At 58.2% G+C, this 16,593-nt stretch carries 13 protein-coding genes; 7 read left to right on the top strand and 6 right to left on the bottom strand.

The features are described 5' to 3' along the window. Positions 1-34: 34 nt before the first annotated feature. Entirely contained in the window at positions 35-1,609 is a 1,575-nt protein-coding gene (gene glpD / locus ACR3E7_RS03845) for a glycerol-3-phosphate dehydrogenase (RefSeq protein ID WP_480502960.1), read from the bottom strand. A gap of 198 nt (positions 1,610-1,807) precedes the next feature. Here glpD and ACR3E7_RS03840 point away from each other — a divergent pair, with 198 nt between their 5' ends. From ACR3E7_RS03840 to ACR3E7_RS03825, 4 genes are all read left to right on the top strand, one after another. After that, positions 1,808-2,569 carry a DeoR/GlpR family DNA-binding transcription regulator gene (locus tag ACR3E7_RS03840; protein ID WP_480502961.1) on the top strand — a complete coding sequence of 254 codons (762 nt, stop codon included), beginning with the start codon at positions 1,808-1,810 and terminating at the stop codon, positions 2,567-2,569. An 83-nt stretch (positions 2,570-2,652) separates the two neighbouring features. Beyond that, complete coding sequence (locus tag ACR3E7_RS03835; protein ID WP_170784531.1) at positions 2,653-3,015, top strand: DUF3302 domain-containing protein; 363 nt, start codon at positions 2,653-2,655, stop codon at positions 3,013-3,015. A gap of 21 nt (positions 3,016-3,036) precedes the next feature. After that, complete coding sequence (locus ACR3E7_RS03830) at positions 3,037-4,182, top strand: HlyD family secretion protein (RefSeq protein WP_480502962.1); 1,146 nt, start codon at positions 3,037-3,039, stop codon at positions 4,180-4,182. Between the two features lie 11 nt (positions 4,183-4,193). Continuing rightward, positions 4,194-5,756 carry an efflux transporter outer membrane subunit gene (locus ACR3E7_RS03825; protein WP_480502963.1) on the top strand — a complete coding sequence of 521 codons (1,563 nt, stop codon included), beginning with the start codon at positions 4,194-4,196 and terminating at the stop codon, positions 5,754-5,756. Positions 5,757-5,759: 3 nt separating this feature from the next. On the opposite strand, the gene mprF is transcribed toward ACR3E7_RS03825, so the two are convergent. Together mprF and ACR3E7_RS03815 are read right to left on the bottom strand one after the other, a co-directional pair. Continuing rightward, positions 5,760-8,369 carry a bifunctional lysylphosphatidylglycerol flippase/synthetase MprF gene (gene mprF / locus ACR3E7_RS03820; RefSeq protein WP_170769502.1) on the bottom strand — a complete coding sequence of 870 codons (2,610 nt, stop codon included), beginning with the start codon at positions 8,367-8,369 and terminating at the stop codon, positions 5,760-5,762. Between the two features lie 102 nt (positions 8,370-8,471). Then, positions 8,472-8,900, bottom strand: coding sequence for an Lrp/AsnC family transcriptional regulator (locus tag ACR3E7_RS03815; protein ID WP_170769501.1), 429 nt, complete (start codon positions 8,898-8,900; stop codon positions 8,472-8,474). 86 nt (positions 8,901-8,986) lie between these two features. Between ACR3E7_RS03815 and rocF the strand changes: the two genes are divergently transcribed. Both rocF and ACR3E7_RS03805 read left to right on the top strand, forming a co-directional pair. After that, entirely contained in the window at positions 8,987-9,907 is a 921-nt protein-coding gene (rocF, locus tag ACR3E7_RS03810; RefSeq protein ID WP_170788539.1) for an arginase, read from the top strand. Next, positions 9,907-10,950, top strand: coding sequence for an ornithine cyclodeaminase (locus ACR3E7_RS03805; RefSeq protein ID WP_480502964.1), 1,044 nt, complete (start codon positions 9,907-9,909; stop codon positions 10,948-10,950). The genes rocF and ACR3E7_RS03805 overlap by 1 nt, the downstream gene beginning before the upstream one ends. A 131-nt stretch (positions 10,951-11,081) precedes the next feature. On the opposite strand, the gene ACR3E7_RS03800 is transcribed toward ACR3E7_RS03805, so the two are convergent. From ACR3E7_RS03800 to ACR3E7_RS03790, 3 genes are all read right to left on the bottom strand, one after another. Next, positions 11,082-12,485, bottom strand: coding sequence for a TRAP transporter large permease (locus ACR3E7_RS03800; protein WP_480502966.1), 1,404 nt, complete (start codon positions 12,483-12,485; stop codon positions 11,082-11,084). After that, complete coding sequence (locus ACR3E7_RS03795; RefSeq protein WP_170788537.1) at positions 12,486-13,115, bottom strand: TRAP transporter small permease subunit; 630 nt, start codon at positions 13,113-13,115, stop codon at positions 12,486-12,488. A gap of 63 nt (positions 13,116-13,178) precedes the next feature. Beyond that, positions 13,179-14,195, bottom strand: a complete 1,017-nt coding sequence (locus ACR3E7_RS03790) for a C4-dicarboxylate TRAP transporter substrate-binding protein (RefSeq protein ID WP_480502967.1) — start codon at positions 14,193-14,195, stop codon at positions 13,179-13,181. 429 nt (positions 14,196-14,624) lie between these two features. On the opposite strand from ACR3E7_RS03790, the gene acs reads away from it, so the two are divergent. Then, the gene (gene acs, locus ACR3E7_RS03785; RefSeq protein WP_170788536.1) at positions 14,625-16,589 is read left to right on the top strand and encodes an acetate--CoA ligase; all 1,965 of its coding nucleotides are present in this window, start codon (positions 14,625-14,627) and stop codon (positions 16,587-16,589) included. Positions 16,590-16,593 lie beyond the last annotated feature (4 nt).

Raw genomic sequence — 16,593 nt, 5'->3', positions numbered from 1 at the left:
CGACCAGCGGGGCTTTTTTCTGTGTACAGGTCGTTCAAGCCAGTTTTTGATCCATCCACGCCTGAATGCGCGCAATCTGCTCGGGCGTAAGCCTCAGCCCCAGCTTGTTGCGTCGCCAGACCACATCCTCGGCAGTGCGGGCATATTCGCGGGTCATCAGCCAGTCCAATTCGCGCGCGAACAGTGTCGCGCCGAAGTCTTCGCCCAGATCACTGGTTGTTTTCGCATCACCCAATATGTTGCGTACTTCGGTGCCATAGGCGCGCACAAGCCGCTCGGCCCAGCCGCGATCAAGGAACGTAAACTCTGCCTGAATTTGGCCAATCAGTTTTTCCACACCATCCACCGGAAAATCTCCGCCCGGCAAGGCCACGCCTGCCGTCCATGGCCCCGGAAGATCAAGGAAGTGTTCCGCCACTTTCTCAAGCGCGCTTTCGGCCAGACGCCGATAGGTGGTAATCTTGCCGCCAAACACATTCAACACAGGTGCCCCGCCCACGGCGTTCACCTTCAGCGTATAGTCTCGCGTGGCCGCTGTGGCGCTGCTAGCCCCATCATCATAAAGCGGGCGCACACCCGAATAGGTCCAGACAATCTGATCCCGCGTCACCGGCGATTTGAAATAGCGCGAGGCGAAAGCACACAGATAATCCTGCTCAGCCTCAGTGCAGACAGGCGGTTCAGACGGGTCAGCATGGTCCTGATCGGTGGTGCCGATCAACGTGAAATCCCGTTCGTAAGGAATGGCAAAGATTATGCGGCCATCCTCACCCTGAAAGAAGTAGCATTTTTCGTGGTCGAACAGCCGTGGCGTTACGATATGGCTACCGCGCACAAGACGAACCCCTTCGCGTGAGTTCATGTGGATTTTAGTCTGGATGATATCGCCGACCCAGGGACCGCCCGCATTGATCAGCATCTTTGCCCGCACTGTGCGGGTCTCGTCTGACCGCTTGTCGCTGAGCGTGATCTCCCAGAGATCATCCACGCGTTTTGCCGACAGAACTTCGGTCCGGGTCATGATCTGCGCACCCCGCGCCTCGGCATCCCGCGCGTTCAGGACAACCAACCGCGAGTCCTCGATCCAGCAATCGGAATATTCATAGGCCGTCTGGAACCGATCCTGTAACGGAGCACCCTCGGCCGCTGTGCTTAGGTTCAACGCGCTGGTCCCCGGCAGGATTTTGCGCCCGCCCAGATGGTCATAAAGAAACAGTCCCAGACGGATCAGCCATGCCGGACGGCGCCCCTTCATCCACGGCATCACAGTGCCAAGCAGCCGTGAGGTCGGCGTCTCAGAGTCAAACCGCATGTCTTTGTGATAAGGCAGCACAAACCGCATCGGCCAGCTGATATGCGGCATCGCCCGCAGCAGAGTTTCGCGTTCGATCAGAGCCTCGCGCACCAGTCGAAACTCAAAATACTCTAGATAACGCAGCCCGCCGTGAAACAGCTTGGTCGAGGCTGAGGATGTAGCCGAAGCCAGATCGTTCATTTCGGCCAGCGCGACCGACAATCCGCGCCCGGCGGCATCCCGCGCGATACCGCAGCCATTGATCCCGCCACCAATAATGAAAAGGTCGGTCACTTGCTGATTGTGCTGAGTCATATCTCAAGATGCCCATGACGTGAAAACTCAGCGCCATTAACCCGATACACGCTCGGGTCGTCAATGTTTACTTTCGTTATTGTTCGTTTTTTGCATCAAAATGGAAATTTTGGCAAAATGGCCTTGCAGTTTTACCGAAACCTCCCGCAAACAGGTTGGAAAGGAATAAAATCGAACATTCCCTTATCGGAGTCTCAAATGTCCCTGTCCTTCCGCCAATCCGACATTCTGGAAGTTGCACGACAGGATGGCCGTGTCATGGTCGAAGAACTGGCGCAAAGATTTGATGTCACTGTACAAACCATCCGCCGCGACCTTTCTGAACTGGCGGACATGGGAAAGCTGGACCGCGTTCACGGAGGTGCGGTCTTGCGGTCGGGCGTGTCGAATATCGGCTACGAAGACCGCCGGGCGCTCAACGCCGACACCAAGGTTCAGATCGCACAAGCCTGCGCGCAGGACATACCCGACGGTGCGTCCCTCTTCATGAATATCGGCACTTCGACCGAGGCCGTCGCGCGTCAACTGCTGAACCACAAAGACCTGATGGTGGTGACCAACAACATGAATGTCGCCAATATCCTTGTCGAAAACCCAAACTGCCAGATCGTTGTCGCCGGGGGCGTGCTGCGCCGCTCGGACGGTGGGCTGGTGGGGGATCTGACGATCTCGACGATCGAGCAATTCAAGTTTGACTACGCAGTGATTGGATGCTCGGCCCTGGATGCGGCGGGCGATTTGCTGGATTTCGACTTTCAGGAGGTTAAGGTCAGCCAGACGATCATTGCCCAAGCCCGACACAGCCTGCTGGTCGCCGACCACTCGAAATTCCAAAGAACCGCGCCCGCGCGGATCGCCTCGCTGACCAATGTCGATGTGTTTTACACCGATCAACCTTTGGCAGAAGACCTGGCCAAGAAATGCGCGGAATGGAATACGAAGGTCAAACTGTGCGCCTGACGGGGCGGCAACCGATAATTTAATTGACGAACCCCGTGCCGACGTCTGAGGATAGGACAACCTTCCAACAAGGAGGCACGAGCATGGGACTGTTGGGCCAACCCCTTGGCTACTACGATTATCTGACTTTTGTCGCGTTGATCCTGCTGCTGGGCGCAGTCATGGCGTTGTTTTTGTTCATCATGGGGCTGCCCGGTCGCATCGCGATCAAGCGCAACCATCCGCATGCCGAGGCCGTCAAGATCATGGGCTGGATGGGCTTTCTGGCCATCGTGCCCTGGGTGCATGCCTTCATCTGGGCCTTCCATGATGGAACCACAGTCGATATCCGCCGGATGCCAGACGACGAACGCGACGCGATCCGCAAAGAGATCAAACGGTTGGGTGGTACCTTGAATGAGGAATACCGCGATCCGCTTGACCCGGATGAGCCGCAGAAAAGCTAAGGCCAAAGGACCCTCCACACGATGTTTGTCGCCCTCGGCATTACGCTTTTTTATCTTATTTTCGTTTGGCTCATTTTCTTCAAACTGCAATGGCTGAAGTTCAACATTGCGTGGGGGATCGTGTCCTTCTGGGTCGGCGCGCATCTGCTGTTGATCTTTCTGGTCGCCCTGCGCTTCTTCCAGCCGTTTTCCATCGACAGCCATGTGGTGCGTTCGACCATCCAGATTGTACCGCGTCTGACCGGCCCCACCCTGCTGACCGAAGTTCTGGTCGAGCCGAACACGCAAGTGAAAAAGGGCGACCCCCTTTATCGTTTTGACGACACAGTCTTTTCGCTTGAGGTGGATGAAGCCAAGGCCCAGCTTGTGGCCGCGCAGCAAAATGCCAAAATCCTCGAACAGGATGTCATCGCTGCGGGCGAAGCGGTCGAGCGCTCCAATGCACAGCTTGCATACGCTTTGACCCAGCAGACGCGATATCAGAAACTCGTCCCCGCGGGCGGGGCGCGCCAGGATGAGCTGGATCGCTGGAACGAACAAGTTACCGAGGATGAGGCCAAGATCAAAGAGGCACAAGCCAATCTGGAAAAGGCCGAATTGGCACAGGCATCGCAGATCGACGGGGTGAATACCGGTATCCTTCAGGCGCAGGCACAGTTGGACAAGGCGCAGTATTATCTGGACAACACCACGATCTACGCGCCCGAAGATGGCATGATCGTTTCACAGCAGGCCCGACCCGGGCTTGTCGTCGGTGACCTGCGTCTGGGGGCAATTGCCAGCTTTGTCACCACCGACAACCCTTATATTCTGGCGACTTACCGCCAGCAGAACTTAAAATTCGTCGAGCCGGGGCAAGAGGTTGAGGTCGCGTTGGACCTTTATCCCGGGGAAATCCTCACCGGCAAGGTCGAAGCGATCTGGTGGGCCACCCGTCAGGGGCAATACCTGCCCTCGGGCCGCCTACCCGGCTTTGAGCTGCCTAAACTGCCGGGCCGCATTGCGGTGCAAATCTCAGTCGATATTCCGGATGGTCACACCTTCCCCGCAGGCGGTCACGCGGCGGTCGCAATCTATACCGGTCAGGGCAAAAGCTTTGAATTTCTGCGGCGCATCAACATTCGCCTCTACTCATTTGCGAATTTCATCCGCCCGCTGGATATCTGAGGACATAGCGCATGAAACGAACCCGCCTGATCCGCCAACTGATGGGCACCGTGCTATGCGCCGCCCTGTTGGCCGGATGCGCACCGGTAGGGCCGGATTTCGTGCGCCCGAACTCTCCGGTCGTGAAGGAATGGATCGAGGTCAACAGCCCCAGTGCCGGACCCAGCGGTTTGACCTCGCGCAGCGCGCCCGTGGTCAAATGGTGGGAGACATTCAATGACCCAACTCTCAACAGATTGATCAACGAGGCTTATGCCCAGAACCTCGACCTGCAGGTGGCCGGGGCTCGCGTATTGCAGGCCCGTGCGCAGTTGGGCATTGCGTTTGGCGAGTTGTACCCGCAATCACAGGCCATCGGCGCCTCGATCGAGCGGCGTCAGGTCAGCGAAAACCTCGGCCCGATTGCCGATATTCGCGAGATCATCCCGCTTGACACCGAATTTTCAACATCGCAAGCCGGGTTTGACGCGCAGTGGGAACTGGACGTCTGGGGCCAGCAACGGCGCGGCGTGCAGGCGGCGCGGTCCAATCTTGCGTTGCAAGTGGCCAATTACGACGACGCGCTGGTGACGCTGACGGGCGATGTTGCCGCGCTCTATGTCAATATCCGCGCCTTGCAGGAATCGCTGGCGGTCGCGCGGGAAAACATCCGGCTGCAACAGGAATCGGCGGACCTGACCCAGTTGCGGTTCAACAATGGCGTCACGACCGAACTGGATGTGCAGGAATCCACCGCCCTTCTGAACAACACTAACGCACTGGTGCCCGCGCTGGAAAGCGATCTGCAACAAACCAAGAATGCGCTGGCGGTTCTGCTGGGCGCGACACCCTCGCGCATGACCAGTCTGTTGGGCAATTCAGGGCGTATCCCCTCGGCCCGGTCAAACGTCGCCGTGGGTGTTCCGGCCGAACTGCTACGTCGCCGTCCCGATGTGCGCGCAGCGGAACTGGCGGCAGCCACGCAATCTGCGCAGGTCGGGATCGCCATGGCGGATCTGTATCCGCAGTTCATCCTGTCCGGCTCGATCGGGGTGCAGGCGTCAGGTGGGCGTGACCTGTTCACCTCGGCCAGTTCCACAGGACTGGCCAATGCGGGCGTGGTGTGGAACGTGCTGAACTACGGGCGGATCAAGAACAATGTCCGGGCGCAGGACGCCGCCTATCAGGCGCTGATCGCGAATTATCAGAACACTGTGCTGACCGCCTATTCCGAGGTCGAAAGCGCTATGGTCGCTTATACCCAATCGCGCAAACAGGTGGGGTTCTATGAAAACAGCGTCGCCGCCTCGCGCCGGGCAGCCGAGATCGCGGTGGATCAATACCGAGACGGGATCGCGGACTATTCCCGCATCCTGAACACGCAGACCGCGCTGCTGAATTCGCAGGCAAACCTGATCGAAGCGCGTCAGCAGGTGTCCAGCAATCTGGTAGCGGTCTACAAAGGGCTGGGTGGCGGCTGGCAGATTCGGCAAAATCAGGAATTCCTGCCCGAAACGGTTCTGGCCGAGATGGCCTATCGAACCGATTGGGGTGATTTGCTGCGGGAGACACCGCAGCAAGCCAGCCTGAATTAGCGCCTATTTGGTGAGGCCCCGCAACCCGCCCGAGATAAGGATATTCACCTCATACAAAATACGAGGTGCAGCCAGACCACCGGGGCTGGCCAGATAGTTCGGGCTCCATTCCGGATCAAACTTTTGCTTGAAACTGCGCAAGCCTTCGAAGTGATAGAACTGTTCGCCATGCTCATAAACGAACCCTCCGATCCGGTTCCAGATCGAGGCCAGTTGCCGGTTCTCGATCCCCGAAAACGGTGCCGCGCCCAGTGAAAACCATTGGAAGCCCTGCTCAGAGCCCCATGACATCATCTCGGCGAACAGCGCGTCCATGACAAAGCTGGGGCTATCGGGTTCATAGCGCATCAGGTCCAGCGATAGCTCGGATTTTTGACCGCCCTGGAACAGGTTGGCAAAGGCCACGATCCGCCCCCCTTCCTTGTCGCGCAGCACGGCGTGGTCGAAATAGGACAGGTAGGCATCGTCAAACCCACCAAGGGCAAAGCCCTTTTCCTCGCCCGCTTTCTGCGCCAGCCAGTCGTCTGAAACCTGACGCAGTTCTGGCAGGTATGGGGCCAAGTCCTCTTTCGGGATGATCTCGAACACATAACCTTCGCGCTCGGCCCGGTTCTTGGCCTGCCGGAAGCGCTTGCGCGACTTGCCGTCCAGCGAGAAATCTTTCAGCGGCACACGCGCGACCTCGCCTATTTTCAGGATCGACAGGCCGAGGTCCAGAAAGGTCGGCAGGTATTTGGTCGAGACGCTGTAGAATGCGCACAGCTTGCCTTCGCGATCCGCCATCTCGCGCAATTGCCAGATCAGTTGCTGCCCGGCTTTTTCATCGCCTACAGGCTCTCCCTTGGTGATCAGCGCGTTGCCGGTATCGGCATAGGCCAGAAAGGCACTGTCGTCGGGGGCGATCAGGAACTGCTTGTCCCCGGTCAGGGAAATCTGGGATTCGGTATCCTCGCTCTCCATCACCAACCGTTCGACCACCGCAGGGATCTCGGTGCGCTCCGGCACTGGAATCTCGCGCCCGAACAGAGACATCACAGCCACCACCCCAAGGATCAGCGCCACCACAAGGCTGGAGCGTAGGAATCGCGAGGCGTCACCGTTCCAGGCAAACTCCCACCACAGGGCGTTTTGGTATTCCACATGAGAATAAGCGAACAGGCCGATCCAGAAGATTACGGCCAGCAGGGCAAAAACGCTGATCAGCCAGGGGATGTTCAGGCGAAAGATCGACGCGCCGCTGACCCGATAAAACGCGTCCTTGAACGTGGCCAGCAACGCGATGGCCGCGACCATGCCAATCGCCTCATGCGTGTCCAGCCCCTTGGTCAGCGAGGCAACAAACCCCGCCACCATCAACAGCATGGCGACGATCCACGCGCGGTAGAGTTTGCGAAACAACCCGCGCGAAACCAACAGCAACAGAACTCCGATGGCGCTGCCAGCCAGGTGGGAAGCCTCAACAAAGGACAAGGGCAGCACATCCCGTAGAACGCCCAGTTTCTGACTGCTCGCAGGCAGCGCACCGGACAGCAGCAATATGGCCCCAGCCACGGCGGCCACGCCTGCGGCAACCATCGGCACGATCGGGCGCATCAGGCGGTAAACCCATGTGGCTGCACCCGTGATGTGGCGTCGATGGCTGATCCCCGAAACCACAGCGATCGAGACAGCGGCGATGGCAAAAGGCAAGAACGTATAGACCAAACGATAAAGCAACAATGCCGCAATCACGTCCGAGCGCCCTGAGGCGCCCAAACCAGCGATCAGCGTCGCCTCAAAGGCGCCAATACCCCCCGGCGCATGGCTGAGAATTCCAACCGCAATCGCGCCGATATAGATCGCAAAGAAGAACGGGAAACCAACGCCCAGATCATCCGGCATCAGCACGTAGAGAGTCATCGACGCCCCGAACAGATCGCAGATGGCCGCTACGGTCAGAAGCCCGGCCAGCCGACCTCCGGGCAGGTTGAAGCCCAGCCCTCCATAAGCCAGCCTGCGCCCACCTTTAGCCAGCCAGAAGAGCAGAACCGCCAGCGCGATCAGAAGCGTCACGCCGATCACGGTCTCAAGCGTTGGGCTGATCGGCAGGATTTTCGAAATCCCGTCCGGGTGCATGGTCAGCAGTGTGCCCAGCAGCAGCACCATGCCTGACCAGAACGCAATCCACGACGTCGCAATGACACCCGCCACCCGGCTGAGGTCCAGCCCCAGCGACGCATAGATGCGATACCGGATCGCCGTCCCGGTAATGTAGGAAAAGCCCAGACAATTCGACACCGCATAGCCGCAGGCCCCCGCCATCCCAGCCACCGGCAACGGCACCTCACCATCCGCCACGCTTTGCACCGCCAGAACATCATACATCGACAACGCGAGAAAGCTGAACGCCGTCCAACACAGAGCGAAGAACATCAGCTTCCACGATGTGTTCGCCACATCGGTCTGAACATCCCCCCATTTCACGTGGGCAGATAGTTCATGCAGAACAACCAGTGCGATCAACGTCACCAGAATCGGAACCGCGATCCGTACCAGCGGCTTTTCCAGAAAGCCGGTAATCTTCTCGGCCCAGCGTACAGCCCACAGCTCTTGCTCAGTGTCCTGCGTGGTCATTCCATCCCTCTGCTCAAAGGCGTGACAATCGTCATTGGCGCGCAACAGTCGCGCAGGGGGAGCTTCGCATAGTTTCGCAAAAGCGCAAAGCGTCAGAAGGGGTTACACCCGGCCTTTCCGCGTGGACAGCAACAGATTGGTCTCGGACCGGGTGATCCCCTCCATCCGGCGGATCTGGAACAGGATTGCGTCCAACTCGGCCAGCGTATCGGTTCCGATCTCGGCAATCAGATCCCAGCTTCCATTGGTGGAATGCACCGCGCGCACTTGTGGCATCGCGGCAATTCGCGACATGGTGCGTTCGGTTCCGCGCCCTTCGATTTCCAGCATCATTAACCCGCGCACCGGACTTTGCGCCACGTCACGCCGGGTGAGAACAGTAAACCCTACGATCTCGCCCGATTGCTTGAGGCGCTGCAACCGGCTGCGCACCGTTGTGCGGGTCACGCCCAACGTCTCGGCCAGCTCAGACAGAGAGGCACGGGCATCACGGTGCAAAGCGCTCAGCAGGCGATTGTCCAGATCGTCCATTGCCCATTCCCATTTCGGATTACCAGCTTTCATTTTGAACAATTTGATGGCTTTTCGCAAGTCAAAGAGAATGGCTAGATAGAAACATGACCACGGAAAACATCATACTCGTCGGTGCCCCCATGGATGCCGGTAAACGCCGCCAAGGTTGCCGGATGGGCCCAGACGCCTATCGCGTCGCCGGGCTGAAGACGGCGCTGACAGACCTCGGCCACTCGGTTCTCGATGCCGGAGATGTCCGACCCGACCAAACCGATCTGGCGGAACACGCGCACCTTTTCGCTTTGCCGGAATGCGTCGGCTGGACCAAAGCACTGCAGCGCGCCGCGCTTGAAACAGCACCCAAAGGCGTGCCGATCTTCATGGGTGGCGATCACGCGCTGTCGATGGGCACCGTTTCGGGCATGGCCCTGCACGCTCAACAGCTGAACCGTCCCCTCTTTGTACTGTGGCTGGACGCCCACAGCGATTTCCATACCCCCGACAGCACCGATAGCGGCAACCTGCACGGCACCCCGGTCGCCTATTTCACCGGCCAATCGGGTTTCGACGCCTTTCCCAAGATCACAACCCCCGTGCCGACCGATCGCGTTGGCATGATCGGCCTGCGATCTGTAGACCCGGCCGAGCGCGCGCGCCTGGAACAGGACCGTGCTATGCTGGCCGATATGCGCAGCATCGACGAACACGGGATCAAGGCCCCGCTAATGGCCTTTCTGGATCGAGTCCGCGCCGCAAATGGCCTGCTTCATGTGTCGCTCGACGTTGATTTCCTCGACCCCTCCATCGCCCCGGCGGTCGGCACTACCGTTCCCGGCGGCGCGACCGAGCGCGAGGCGCATCTGGTGATGGAATTGCTGCACGAAAGCGGGCTGGTCTGCTCGCTCGATCTGGTTGAGCTCAACCCGTTTCTGGATGAGCGCGGCCGTACTGCAAAACTGATGGTCGATTTGGCTGCGTCGCTGATGGGGCGGCGCATCTTCGACCGCCCGACCCGGAGTTTCTGATGACCCAACCCTCAGACAAAGCCCTCGTGCCCTTTGTATCAGTCGACAATATGATGCGCCTTGTGCACCATATCGGCCTTGAGCGCATGATCACCCAGATCGCCGCCCGCATCGAAGCAGATTTCAAGCGGTGGGAAAGTTTCGATAAAACGCCCCGTATTCCCGCTCATTCCCCCCATGGCGTGATCGAGCTGATGCCGACGTCTGATGGCGAGGCCTATGGGTTCAAATACGTAAACGGCCATCCCAAGAACACATCCGAAGGGCTTCAGACGGTCACCGCCTTCGGCCTACTTGCGGACGTCTATACCGGCTACCCTACCCTGCTGACCGAGATGACCCTGCTGACCGCCCTGCGTACCGCTGCCACATCTGCCCTGGTCGGCAGTTACCTTGCACCAAAGGGCGCCACAACCATGGCGATGATCGGCAATGGTGCACAATCCGAGTTTCAGTGCCTGGCATTCAAGGCCATGTGTGGAATTACCTCGGTACGTCTGTACGACACCGATTCCGCTGCAACCGAAAAATGTGCGGCGAACCTAAAAAACTCTGGCCTGACGGTTGTGCTGTGCAAAACGCCCGAAGACGCCATCGAGGGTGCTCAGATCATCACCACATGTACGGCCGACAAGAAATACGCGACAATCCTGACCGACAACATGGTCGGCCCTGGCGTGCACATCAACGCCATCGGCGGCGATTGCCCTGGTAAAACCGAACTGCATCGAGACATCCTGCTCCGCTCGGACATTTTTGTCGAGTACCCCGAACAAACGCGCATCGAAGGCGAAATTCAGGCGCTGAACCCCGATCATCCCGTTACTGAACTTTGGCAGGTCATGACCGGTCAAGCTGCGGGTCGCAAGGACAACCAACAAATCACCCTTTTTGACAGTGTGGGCTTCGCAATCGAGGACTTCTCGGCCCTTTGCTATATCAAATCAGCAATTGAAGGTACCGACTATTTCGAAGCTCTCGATATGCTCGCTGACCCGGACGATCCCCGAGATCTCTATGGTATGCTGATGCGGGCAAGCTAAACAGGGGGCTCTGCCCCCGCCGCCCTGCGGGCGACTCCCCCGGGATATTTGGGGCCAGATGAAGTACGGATCCGCTTTTCATCTGGCTAAAAATATCCCGGAGCGCGAGGCAGAGCCTCGCAAATTACCTGCTACCCAGCCAAGGACGGCAGATAGAGCACGATACCAGGGAACGCCACCAACAACGCGATGGTGACGGCGTCTGCGATGAAAAACGGTGTCACGCCTTTGAAAACATCCTGAACGCTCAGGTCCGGGCGGACTCCTGCAACCACAAAGCAGTTGAGCCCAATGGGTGGGGTTATCAGGCAGAACTCGGCCATTTTCACCACAAGAATACCGAACCAGATGGCGCACATCGGGCCAGACATCCCAAAGGCGCTTTCAGCCGCGCTGACGGTTTCACCGCCATTCAAGGCCATTACTGCGGGGTAGACCACCGGTAACGTCAGCAGCAGCATCCCGATGGCGTCCATGAACATGCCCAGAACCGCGTAAGCCAGCAGGATGCAGATCAGGATCAGCATTGGCGACATCTCAAGCGATGTGATCCAGTCCGAGAATGCCCCGGGCAGATCCGCGAACCCGAGGAACCGAACATAGATCAGAACCCCCCAGATGATCGAGAAGATCATGGCCGTCAGCTTTGCTGTTTCCAGCAGAGCCGATTTCAGCTCGGTCCAGCGCATTCCGTGAAACAGCGCAAAACAAAAGACGATAAAGGCTCCGATCGCGCCGCCTTCGGTGGGGGTGCCCCAGGCCTTGTCGCCAAAAGGGTTGTAGACGAAGCAGATGATGATGAGGATCACGGCGACGATTGGGAACGAACCGGGCAGTGCCGCAAAGCGCTGCTTCCAAGTGAACCCAGTAACGGGTGGACCAACTGATTTGAAGATCACGGCGATGCCAACGATCAGCAGACCGTAAATGACCGCTGAAAATGCGCCGGGGATGAAACCGGCCAACAGCAGTTTGCCGACATCCTGTTCAACGATGATCGCATAGATCACCAGAATCGCAGATGGCGGGATCAGCGAGGCCAGCGTTCCGCCAGCAGCGACGACGCCGGCCGCGAATTGTTTATTGTATCCGACCTTCAGCATCTCGGGGATGGCGATGCGCGCAAACACGGCAGAAGTGGCGACCGAAGCGCCCGACACTGCCGCAAAGCCAGCCGTGGCGAAGACGGTGGACACCGCCAACCCGCCGGGCACCCAGGCGACCCAGCGTTTGGCAGCTTCAAATAGCGCTCGGGTCAGACCTGCATAGTAGGCAAGATAGCCAATCAGGATAAAGGTCGGGATCAGGCTGAGCGTATGGGCCGCAACCTTGGAATGAGGCACCTGCCCCGCCGTTTTGACAGCCACGGTCAGTGCTTTGCCAAAGCGGTCGGGATCATAGCCGAACTTGGCCCAGAAAATCCAGACCAGCCCAACCAGACCTGCCAAACCAGCCGCAAAGGCCACGCGCATCCCAGTGACGACCAGAACCAGAAGGCCGCCTGTGACCCACAGGCCGATATCAATCGTGTCCATCTAGTCCTGCCCTTCGAATTGCTCGGCCTCGGCAGCCGCCTGGGCGGCGACATCCTGTATCAGCGGCACGGCCACTGGTTTCTCCAGCCCTAAGACAAAGGCGCGGCCATAACCCCAGATTTGCAGGATCAGCCGCAAGCAAAGCACCGAGAAAGCAACCGGAGCCAACAGTTTGGCAGGCCAGAGCGGAATACCGATGTCGATTGAGCTGTCACGGCTCCACAACGGTGCGCCAAAGTCGAACGAGCGGTCGAAGTGGGACCAGCTGCCCCAGACAAGGGCTAGCATCAGAACAAGGATCAATACGACCGAGATCAGTTCGAACAGCCACAGCGCCCGCCCGTGCAGGCGCGAGATGACGATATCCATTCGGATGTGCCCGCCATCCCGCTGGACAAAGGAAATGCCAAGGAACGCGATCAGTGGCATGGCCTGTTCGATCCAGTCCACATAGCCAGGCAAAGGTGCGTTGAACGCGTTACGCCCGCTAACCGATACCACGGCCAAAACCATCAACCCAAATACAGCTATCCCACTGATCAGGGCAAGGAACCGTTCCAATCGCAATAATTGATGATCCAGACGGCTGAGACGACTGCCATCCTCAAGCACCGTGGCCTGTCCTGCCATGCCGGTGATCCCCTATTGTCTTTATGGGTGTCCGGGCGCCGATGAGGCACCCGGACGATACGATCAGTTGCCGCCGCGCTGTTGTTTCAGCGTGGCCTGAACGAGATCATAGAGGTCCTGCGCAGGCAGACCTTGGGCCGACATGTCCGCTATCCACTGCTCGCGGATCGGATCTGCCGCCTTGGTACGGAACTCTTCGATCACCGCATCGTCGATTTTGACCTTTGCGACGCCCTTCTCGGATAGGACGCTGTCCCACTGTTCCAGCAGGCCACCATAGTTGGCGAGGTAATGATCAATCGCCTCATCAATCGAACTGTCCAGTGCCTCTCGATGTTCGGCCGGTAGGGCTTCATAGGCGTCGATATTTACTACCACCGGGCAGTTGACTGTGCCGGGGTTGAGGTTTGCGGTCCACCAATCAGCCTCGTTTATTGTGCCGAAAGACAGGTGAGCATGTTGGGCAAAGGCCACCGTGTCGACAACGCCCGATTCCATCGCATTGAACGCCTCGGTCGCGGGAACCGAGGTCGGGACACCTCCGACCGCTTCGAATGCCTGACCCAGACCACCGGTCGCACGCACACGCATGCCGTCGAAATCAGCTAACTTGTCACGCGGATCGCCGGTGCCGACCAGATTATACTGCGGCATGGGCGAGGTCATGATGATACGCGCGTTCCACTGAGCCATCTCATCTTTCACCGCCGGGTGATCGTAAACAGCGTGGCTGACGGCCACCTCTTCTTCCAGGTTGTTCACCCCGAGGAACGGTAGCTCCAGCACTGTGATGGCCCGGTTCTTGTCGCGATGATAGCCCGCGCAGAATTGCGCCATCTCGAACGCGCCGATCTCAATCCCATCGAGATTCTCGCGCGGTTTGGACAGGCCGCCATAGCTGACATTGATGGTGAACTCGCCATTAGTCTTTTCACTGACCAACTCGGCCAGTTTTTCAACGTGCTCAGTAAAGGCGCGGCGTTTACCCCAGACCGAAGCGCTCCATTCGGTTGCTGCGGCCTCAGACACGAAGGCGACGGTCAAAGCGGCAACAGCCGCACCGCTCAGCATCTTTTTCATTGTGATCTCTCCCTTTTTTGCGCCCCTTCCCCAGGGCGCTTGCAAGCAAAGCTAGCGCCAACATCTTAAAGTGCCAACCCCCAGAGCGGGACGCGTGCCCGTGTTCCTCGGTTCCGTTTGGCGCTAACAACTAAAAGATGAGTTTCAAATACCTATTGCCTATGGATCAGAAGCCAGCTGTCACGCTTTTCACTTGTTACAATCAACTATATGTTTCTATTTTATTTTTCATCCATTTTATAAATTTGTTTTCTAATTTGACAGAAATCAAGAAATTTATTTACAAACTAATCCTTAGTTTTCTGTAATTTATTCCCTTGTTTTCAGTTCTCCGTATTATTCGGTACGGGGAGGATGCGGGTCGACATTGCCAAATCAGCAGGCAAAATCGAGCCCGTCAATTTCAGTCCTAGAGGGAGGAGCCTCAGAATGACAACCGCTGCCCAGGCAGATGCCAAAGCTTATCCGCCAACTGCAGAAACCGTTGCGCGTGCACATGTCGATGCTGACAAATATTCCGAGATGTACGCAGCCTCCGTCAACGACCCTGTCGCCTTTTGGGGCGAGCAGGGAAAGCGTGTCGACTGGATCAAACCGTTCACGCAGGTCAAGGATGTCAGCTATGATTTTGGTTCGGTTGGCATCAACTGGTATGCTGATGGTACGCTGAACGTTTCGGCCAACTGCCTGGATCGCCATCTTGAAACACGCGGCGATCAGACCGCCATCATCTGGGAACCGGATGATCCAAACGACGCGGCTCAGCACATCACCTATGCCGAGTTGCACCGCCGCACCTGCCGGATGGCCAACATTCTGGAATCCTTGGGCGTGCGCAAAGGCGACCGCGTTGTCATCTACCTGCCGATGATCCCCGAAGCAGCCTATGCCATGTTGGCCTGCGCCCGTATTGGCGCCATCCACTCGATTGTTTTTGCGGGATTTTCTCCGGACGCATTGGCAGCGCGGATCAATGGGTGCGACGCCAAGGTTGTCATCACCGCGGATGAAGCCCCGCGCGGTGGCCGCAAAACCCCTCTGAAATCCAATGCAGATGCGGCATTGCTGCATTGCAAGGACACCGTCAAGTGTCTGGTCGTCAAGCGCACCAATGGTCAAACCACTTGGATTGCCGATCGCGACTATGATTACAACGAAATGGCGCTTGAGGCAGACGATTATTGCGCCCCGGCTGAGATGAATGCCGAGGATCCTCTGTTCATCCTCTACACCTCCGGGTCGACCGGTCAGCCCAAGGGCGTCGTGCATACAACCGGCGGCTATCTTGTCTATGCCGCGCTGACTCATGAGGTCACGTTCGACTACCACGAGGGCGACATCTATTGGTGTACGGCGGATGTGGGCTGGGTCACGGGCCACAGCTATATCGTATATGGCCCGCTGGCCAACGGTGCGACGACGCTGATGTTCGAAGGCGTGCCCACCTATCCCGACGCCGGTCGTTTCTGGGAGGTGTGCGCCAAGCACAAGGTCAATCAGTTCTACACCGCCCCTACTGCGATCCGTGCCCTGATGGGTCAGGGCAATGAGTTCGTTGAAAAGCACGACCTCGGCGATCTGCGTCTGCTGGGCACTGTGGGTGAACCAATCAACCCAGAGGCGTGGAACTGGTACAATGATGTTGTCGGCAAGGGCAGATGCCCCATCGTAGACACTTGGTGGCAGACCGAAACCGGCGGCCACATGATGACCCCCCTGCCCGGCGCACATGCGACCAAGCCCGGCTCGGCGATGAAACCCTTCTTTGGCGTGCAGCCCGTGGTGCTGGATCCGCAATCCGGTGTCGAAATCAACGGCAACGGCGTTGAGGGTGTTTTATGCATCAAGGACAGCTGGCCCGGTCAGATGCGCACCGTCTGGGGCGACCATGAACGGTTCGAGAAGACCTATTTCTCGGATTACAAAGGCTACTACTTCACCGGCGACGGTTGTCGTCGGGATGAAGACGGCGATTACTGGATCACAGGCCGCGTCGATGACGTGATCAACGTCTCGGGCCACCGTATGGGCACGGCCGAGGTCGAAAGTGCACTGGTAGCACATGCTGCCGTGGCCGAGGCCGCCGTGGTCGGCTACCCGCATGAAATCAAAGGGCAAGGCATCTATTGCTACGTCACCTTGATGAATGATCGTGAACCTTCGGATGAGCTGCTGAAAGAGCTGCGCACCTGGGTGCGGACCGAGATCGGGCCGATTGCTTCGCCAGACGTGATCCAATGGGCACCGGGCCTGCCGAAGACGCGCTCGGGCAAGATCATGCGTCGAATCCTGCGCAAGATCGCCGAGAATGACTTTGGCTCACTTGGCGACACCTCGACACTGGCCGATCCGTCGGTCGTCGAAGACCTGATCGAAAACCGGGCGAATAAGTGAGGGA

This window comes from Ruegeria sp. BK1, from assembly GCF_056535645.1.
Note: the sequence above shows the minus strand (reverse complement) of the source record. Positions and strands in the feature narration are given on the sequence as shown.